We start from the raw sequence: 6,837 nt of genomic DNA, 5'->3' as shown, positions 1-6,837 counted from the left end.
CTGCGACGGCGGGCTATCGCAGGCGCTGATGGTGCAGAAGTTTCACGCCAACGCCTGATCGGAGGCCATCATGAAGAACCAGAAACGCAGGCTGTGGTTGCTGGGCTCCCTGGCGGCGCTGGCCGCCGGCATGTCCGGCACCGCGTACGCGCAGGGCAACTAGATCCCGGTGGGTGTGTTCAACGCCGCCACCGGCGTCTACGCCGAGAAGGGCCGGACCATCACGCTGATCAACCAGTTCACGCGGCGCGACAACGCCGTGCTGCTGCTCGGGCCGACCATCAGCACCTCGTCGGGATTGCGGTTCAAGCCGGCAATGACAGGTGACATGTCATGCCGGGCTCGACCCGGCATCCACGCACTCCAGCTATTCCGCCTTGATGTTCCGCTCCTTGATCACTGTCCGCCACTTGCCGATCTCCATCTGCATGTAGGCGGTGAACTGCTCGGGCGTGCCACCGACCGGGTCGATCCCGGCTTCGTTCAGCTTGCGCCTCACTTCCGCCGGCGCGATCGCCTTCAGGTAGGCCGCGTTCAGCGCGCGGATCACGGGCTCCGGGGTGCCGGCGCGCACCGTGAAGCCCTGCCAGCCTTCCACGTCGAAGCCCTTCACGCCCTGTTCCTGGACTGTCGGCACGCTGGGATAGGCCGGGATTCGCCTGCCGCCGGCGACGGCGATCGGGCGCAGCTTGCCGGACTCCAGGTGCGGGCGGGCCGTCGCGCGGTCCAGGAACATCAGTCCGACCTGGCCGCCCAGCAGGTCCTGCACCGCTGGGCCGCCGCCCTTGTAGGTGATGGCCACCAGCTTCATGCCGGTCTCGCGCGCCAGCAGCTCGGTGGCCAGGTGGTGCGTGGTGCCTACGCTGGGCGACGCGTAGCTGATGCCAGCCGGTGTTTTCGCTGCCAGCGCCACCAGCTCCTGCACGTTGTTTACCGGCAGCACGTTCGGGTTGACGACCAGCAGGAAGTCGAACTTGGCCGTCATGATGACCGGCGCCAGGTCCTTCAAGGGGTCGTAGGAGAGCTTGTCGAACATGCTGGGGTTGACGGCATAGGTGGTCATGTCGCCCAGCAGGAAGGTGTGGCCGTCGGCCGGCATCTGCTTGGCCACCACCGTCGCGCCGATGATGCCGGAGGCGCCGGGGCGGTTCTCGACGATCACCGGCTGGCCGAGCGCTTCGCCCATGCCGGGCGCCACCAGGCGCGCAAAGAAGTCGGTGCCGCCGCCGGCCGGGTAGGGGACGATGAGGCGGATCGGCTGGTTGGGCCAGGGCGCTTGCGCAAGGGCCATGGGCGCGAGCGCCGCGCCTAGCAGCATGGAAAGCAGGGTGCGTTTGTTCATGGTGTCTCCGTCGTTGTTCAAAGTTCGCGCTGCAGGATCTTCGTGAGCGCCGCTGCCAGCACGGCGTCCGGTTGTTTCGCCAGGCCGATGGAACGCCAGCCCACATGCTGGTCCGGCCGCACAAGGATTGCACCATCGGCCGACACGGCCCGCAGATGCCGCCAGTTCCGGGCTGCGTCGCGCACGGCGGACTCGTCCGAAACCTCGACGACTTCAATCGGCACGCCGCTCTTGCGCGCTACAACCGCGGCCGCCTCCGCCCAGCCCGAGCCCTTGCGCCCGGTCAGCAGCACGAAGCCCCCCGGGGGCACGAGGTCCAACGTCGAGATCTGCTTGCCATCGCGTTCCAGCCACGCGTGCGGCAGCCGATGCCCGGGACGCGTGGTCGGCACGTAAGTCTGCCCCAAGGGATCGCGCTCGGGAGTCGGCGTGCCATCCGGCATCACCGCACCGATGTCGTAGTGGTAGCCCAGCTCGATGTCGTGCGCCTGCCATTCCATGCGCTGCACTTCCATGATCTGCGCCAGGCGCGCGCGCCGGGTGCGGCCTTCCTGGTTGTCGGCAAAGTAGCGGCGGAAGTTGGCCTGGCTCAGTTCCGCGTTGCCGCGCACCAGGCCGATGCCGGCATCGGTGAGCTGGTGATTCTGGAACGTCATCAGGGCCCACTGGATGTTGGCCGCCGCCACCGGGCGTCGCTCGGCTTCGTAGCTATCGAGCAGGCTGTCGTGCGCCTGGCCCTTCAGCACCGCGGCGATTTTCCAGGTGAGGTTGTGCGCGTCCTGGATGGCGGAGTTCAGGCCGAGGCCGGTGGTGGGCGGATGCCGATGCGCCGCGTCGCCGGCCAGCAGCACGCGGCCCCAGCGGTAGCGGTCGATGAGCACGCCTTCCACCGTCCAGTGGCCGATGCCGATGATGTCCGGTGAAAGATCCGGGATCTTCAGCAGCTCGCGCATGCGCGGCAGCAGCGAAGCCTCCTCGAAGCGCGAGGGATCGTCGGGCCGGAAGCTGAAGTGGAACATCCACTCCTCCGATTCTCGGCCAAACTTCGTCGGGCCCAGTTGCCCCAGCACGCCGCTGGCCCAGGAGCCGCCTTCCGGGTTCACGAACCAGGTCGTCATCGAGTAGTCGTCGTCCCAGTACTGCGACAGGTCGGCGCGGAAGTACACGGTGACCATGTGCGCGAGGTCGGTGGCGCCTGTCATCACCGCGCCGACCGCCGGGCCGACCGTCTTGCCGCCGTCGGCGCCGATGACGTACTTGGCCCGCACCCTGAATTCCTTGTCGGTCGCACGATCCAGAACTACTGCCGTCACGCCGTGCTCGTCCTGCGTGAAGGACTGCAGCTGGTGGTTGTACAGGACCTGCGCCTTATCCTCGGCCGCCGCCATCTCGCGCAGCAGCGGCTCCATCCGCACCTGCGGATAGAGCGTGGATTCGCAGGGGCTGTCCTTGGCGTAGGTCTGCGCCAGCGAGCCGCCGCCGAAGGACTCGATGCGGTAGAAGGTGCGCCGGTCGAGCTCGCCGTCGCCGGCCAGCGTGGTGCACCAGCGGATGTGCGAGATGTGCTTGAGCGGCATGGAGCGCTCGTACACGCGGTCGGCCACGCCGAACTGGCGCAGGAGTTCCATGGTGCGCTGGCTGACGTAGCGCGCCTTGGGCAGGCGTCCCGGCGCCGGATGCCGCTCGATCAGCAGGCTGCGAGTGCCTTGCCGCGACAGGAACAGGGAGGACGCGAGGCCGCAGCCGCCGCCGCCGACGATGAGGACCGGGACTTCGATGTCTTGCATGTTGCTTTCAGGAAGGAGAGGGGGCCGCGACGATGCGTTCGTACAGCGCGCGGTGGCTGCGCACCAGTGCCTCGGTGAGTTCGCCGCGCTGGCCGCGCAGGGCGTCGTCGAGTTCGCGCCAGTCCGCGTCCGACAGGTAGTCGCCGGCCACCGGCAGCACGTAGTTTTCTTCCACTTCCATGTGGCCGAGGTAGACGCGGGTGAAGGTGTGCACCAGCGACCGGAATTGCTCGCGGCGGACGTCACCCAGCATCTGCCAGGCGGTGAGGCCATGTTCCAGCTCGCGCATCGCCGGGCCGCCGCGCTCGTGCTCCGCCTCGAGGCGATCCAGCACCGGGCGCAGCGCTGGGCAGCGCTCCCGGATGCGCGGGAACAGCAGCTCGCTTTCGGTGGCGTGGTGCACGCGCGCCGGCACTTCGTCCAGGTAGAACAGCATGGCGCGCAGGCGGTCGAAGTCGGGCGCGGCGCCGTCTTTGCAACTGGCGTCCACGGTGTCGCGCAGGGCCCGCAGCACGGCGGCTAGGGCGCGATGCTCTTCCAGGATCAACTGGAGGGCGGACTGCTGCATGGACTGCTTTTCGGCGGCATGGCTCCATTGGCTCACTGCAGCAGCGCGGAGTCAGTCCCCGCTGCGGGGGACCCGTGCAAGTTCAGTGCAAGGCTTCGGAAGCGGTCGCCTGGAAACGCTCGTCGTTCCAGCGGCTCCAGCGGGCCAGGTACCAGGTGAGCAGCTCGCGCTCGCTGCCGATCGTGAGGCGCTGGTAGGCGCGCTTGCGGTAGGTCTTGATGGTCTCTTCGCTCACCGTGAGATCGAGCGCGATGCCCACCGAAGACAGGCCGTACAGGATGCGGGCGCAGACCTCGGCTTCGCGCMGCGGCAGGTCGCTGGTGGCGACGATGCAGTTCTCGATCTCGGGCAGCGCCGTCAGGGCCATCGCCACGTTGGGCCGGCTCTGGCAGACGTCGGCGTGCTTGGCCAGCATGGCCACCAGGAGTTCGGCGGCGCGGCCCAGGCGTGCAATGGCTTCGTCGGCAAAGGGCGAGTGCGGGTCGGAGCGCAGCACGCTCAGGCCGAAGGCGCCGCCTGCGGCGCGGCCGCACAGCAGGACGCGGTCGCGGACGTGCGGGTAGACGCGCGGCCTCAGGTCCACGTAGCCGCGGTCGCTGAAGTCGACGTGGATGATGGCGGCATTGGGGCCTTCGACGCAGCGCTGCGCCTCGGTCATGGCGGGGTCGGTTTTCCACAGGCCCTTGACGTAGCTCTCGACGCGGTCGCGGGCGGTGAGCTCGGGTTCCACGCAGCAGGCGGCGACTTCACGCAGCTCGTCGCGGCCCATGCGGAAGGCGGCGAAGTGGTCGGCGCCGCAGAGGGAATGAAGGAAGTTGGCGAGGGCGGGACCGAAGCGGTCCTGGCCGATGCAGTCGACCAGGTGCGCGAGGGCTGCCTCGGGAGAATTGCCGGGTGCGACCCGGTCTGGAACCATCACCGACATCATCGTTTGTCTCCTGGGAGCCTTGGCTTGCGCCGCGCGGGCGCTCGCTGCGTGGCCTCTGGGGTGCCTTGGCAGGTTTCAAAATACGTAATCAGATTACGCTTAACGAAATCCCGAGTACACTAGTGCAAACCCTGGACTCCGATGAAAGGGGCCTCAGGCGTAGCCCATCCGGCGCGACACCTCGGCGGCACGGGCTGCCAGCGCCTGGGCCAGCGGTGCGTCGAGATCGGTATTGATCAGCCCGGCCGAACCCATCACGGTGATGACTCCGGCCACGGCGCCGGCGTGGTCGAACACCGGCGCGGACACGCCGTGCAGTCCGGGATTCAGGTCGCCCTTGATCGCGGCGAGCTTGTGCGTACGAACCGACTCGAACAGCGTTTCCACGTCCTTCTTCATCATATTCGCCACCGCCTTGTTGGGCGTCCCGCCAGGGTGTTGCGCGCCGGACAGCTCGCGCTCGATGAAGGGGCCGGTGACCGAGCGCGGCATGTAGGCGCCGAACACGCGGCCGGTGGACGAGCTCAGCACCGGCATCACCGAGCCGGGCCGGCCGCTGATGATCAGGGCGTCGTTGGTTTCCTCGAAGCGCACGAAGGTCGGGCCCGCCGTGCCCCAGACGGCCAGTCCCACGGTGAAGCCGAGTTCGTCGCGCAGTTCGCCCAGCGTGGGCGAGGCGACCTGGACCACGTTCAGGCGCCGCAAGGCGGCCAGTCCGAGCCGCACCGCCAGCGGTCCCAGGCGGTAGCCGCCGCTGGCGGCGTCGCGCTCGGCGAGGCCGCTGCGGCAGAAGCTCACCAGGTAGCGATGCGCCTTGGGCGGCTGCATGTCGGCGCGCTCGGCCACCGTCTTGAGCATCAGTGGCGCGCCGGTGTCGATCAGCGCCGACAGCACGCGCACGGCTGTATCGACCGCCTGGACGCCGCCGCTTTCGTCTTCCCCCGCGGGGATGTCGTTGTCGTCGTTCATGGCCTCTTTGTGCCCCCTTGCGCCCAGCCTAGCACGGCGGGCGATTTCAGCCGCGCGCCGCCGCCAGGATGCCGGCGAAACGCGCGATGCGCCCGCCCTGGAAGCGCGCGGCGGCGAGCTTCTCCTCGGGCAGGCCCTTGCCGCGGCCGTCGCTGTAGCTGACGCCGTAGGGGTTGCCGCCGGCGGCATAGAGCAACTTGTCCGTGTAGCCCACCGGCACGATGATCGAGCCCCAGTGGTAGAAGACGTTGTGCAGGGCCAGCAGCGTCGACTCCTGGCCGCCATGCAGGTTGCCGGCACCCGTGAAGGCCGCGGCCGCCTTGTCCTGCAGCTTGCCCTGGGCCCACAGGGGCCCCAGCGTGTCGATGAACTGCTTCAACTGCGCGGCCGGCAGGCCGAAGCGGGTCGGCGTGCCGAAGACGAAGCCGTCCGCCCACTCCATGTCGGCCAGCGTGGCTTCCGGCACGTCGCGGGTGGCGTCCAGGTGTTCCTGCCAGCCGGGCTTGGCGGCGATGGTTTCCGGCGGCGCCAGCTCGCGCACCTTGCGCAGGCGCGTCTGGGCGCCGGCGGCCTTTGCGCCTTCCTCGACGGCGCGGGCGATCTGCCAGCTGTGACCTGTGCTGCTGTAGTAGACGATGGTGACGCTGGCCATGGTGTTGTTCTGGTATTGGGAAGGATCCAGGGCGAGCATAGGCAGGGGCCTGGCCGGCGTATGCCCCCCTTGGATGGGACAGACAAGGCGCGCCGCCCGGCTAAGGTGGAGCCATGATCTACGAACTGCGCCTTTACTCCGTCGCCCCCGGGCGGATGGCGGACGTGCACGACCGCTTCAACAATCACTTTCCCGCTTTGTTCGCCAGGCACGGCGTCAACTGCGTCGGCCGCTGGAATGCGGTGGCGGGTCCGGACGCCCCGCGCTTCGTCTACCTGATGGCCTACCGCGACTACGCCGAGCGGGAGGCGGTCTGGGCCAGCTTCTACCAGGACGCCGAGTGGTGGCGCATCCGTGCAGCGACCAACGCCGGCCACGAGATGGTGGAGCGGCACGACCTGTTTTTCCTCAAGCCCAACGCGGCGTGGACGGCCGATGCGGCGCCGGACGAGACCGTCGGCGGGCTGCATGAACTGGTTCAGCAGCAGATCGCGCCCGGGCAGAACGCCAATGCAAACACTTTCCTGAAGGAAACCTGGCTGCCGCTGCTGCGCGAAGCCGGTGCCCGCGTGCTGGGTGTGTTCGACATGG

At 68.5% G+C, this 6,837-nt stretch carries 8 protein-coding genes; 1 reads left to right on the top strand and 7 read right to left on the bottom strand.

From position 1 onward, the window contains the following. Positions 1-198: 198 nt before the first annotated feature. The 7 genes from AC1DY5_RS36395 to wrbA all read right to left on the bottom strand — a co-directional run bounded on the left by AC1DY5_RS36395 (position 199) and on the right by wrbA (position 6,246). Positions 199-330: a hypothetical protein gene (locus AC1DY5_RS36395; protein ID WP_478119345.1), complete on the bottom strand. Its 132-nt coding sequence runs from the start codon at positions 328-330 to the stop codon at positions 199-201. 37 nt (positions 331-367) lie between these two features. Then, entirely contained in the window at positions 368-1,342 is a 975-nt protein-coding gene (locus AC1DY5_RS36390; RefSeq protein ID WP_478119344.1) for a Bug family tripartite tricarboxylate transporter substrate binding protein, read from the bottom strand. Between the two features lie 17 nt (positions 1,343-1,359). Continuing rightward, complete coding sequence (locus AC1DY5_RS36385; protein ID WP_478119343.1) at positions 1,360-3,129, bottom strand: FAD-dependent monooxygenase; 1,770 nt, start codon at positions 3,127-3,129, stop codon at positions 1,360-1,362. Positions 3,130-3,136: 7 nt separating this feature from the next. Then, positions 3,137-3,697: a hemerythrin domain-containing protein gene (locus AC1DY5_RS36380; RefSeq protein WP_478119342.1), complete on the bottom strand. Its 561-nt coding sequence runs from the start codon at positions 3,695-3,697 to the stop codon at positions 3,137-3,139. 82 nt (positions 3,698-3,779) lie between these two features. Next, positions 3,780-4,625, bottom strand: coding sequence for a helix-turn-helix transcriptional regulator (locus AC1DY5_RS36375; protein ID WP_478119341.1), 846 nt, complete (start codon positions 4,623-4,625; stop codon positions 3,780-3,782). 153 nt (positions 4,626-4,778) lie between these two features. Further along, positions 4,779-5,594, bottom strand: a complete 816-nt coding sequence (locus AC1DY5_RS36370; RefSeq protein ID WP_478119340.1) for an IclR family transcriptional regulator — start codon at positions 5,592-5,594, stop codon at positions 4,779-4,781. A 46-nt stretch (positions 5,595-5,640) separates the two neighbouring features. Beyond that, entirely contained in the window at positions 5,641-6,246 is a 606-nt protein-coding gene (gene wrbA, locus AC1DY5_RS36365) for an NAD(P)H:quinone oxidoreductase (RefSeq protein WP_478119339.1), read from the bottom strand. A 113-nt stretch (positions 6,247-6,359) separates the two neighbouring features. On the opposite strand from wrbA, the gene AC1DY5_RS36360 reads away from it, so the two are divergent. Further along, positions 6,360-6,837 (top strand): NIPSNAP family protein (locus AC1DY5_RS36360; RefSeq protein ID WP_478119338.1); only part of this gene is annotated, 478 nt, incomplete at its 3' end.

The sequence above is a fragment of the Variovorax sp. P4_D9 genome, assembly GCF_056401695.1.
This window is presented reverse-complemented; position numbering and strand designations above follow the sequence as displayed.

Bases quoted from the DNA above. Each gene is read 5' to 3' on its own strand.
- AC1DY5_RS36395 (WP_478119345.1), bottom strand. From the start codon at position 330: ATGTCACCTGTCATTGCCGGCTTGAACCGCAATCCCGACGAGGTGCTG.
- AC1DY5_RS36390 (WP_478119344.1), bottom strand. From the start codon at position 1,342: ATGAACAAACGCACCCTGCTTTCCATGCTGCTAGGCGCGGCGCTCGCG.
- AC1DY5_RS36385 (WP_478119343.1), bottom strand. From the start codon at position 3,129: ATGCAAGACATCGAAGTCCCGGTCCTCATCGTCGGCGGCGGCGGCTGC.
- AC1DY5_RS36380 (WP_478119342.1), bottom strand. From the start codon at position 3,697: ATGCAGCAGTCCGCCCTCCAGTTGATCCTGGAAGAGCATCGCGCCCTA.
- AC1DY5_RS36370 (WP_478119340.1), bottom strand. From the start codon at position 5,594: ATGAACGACGACAACGACATCCCCGCGGGGGAAGACGAAAGCGGCGGC.
- wrbA (WP_478119339.1), bottom strand. From the start codon at position 6,246: ATGGCCAGCGTCACCATCGTCTACTACAGCAGCACAGGTCACAGCTGG.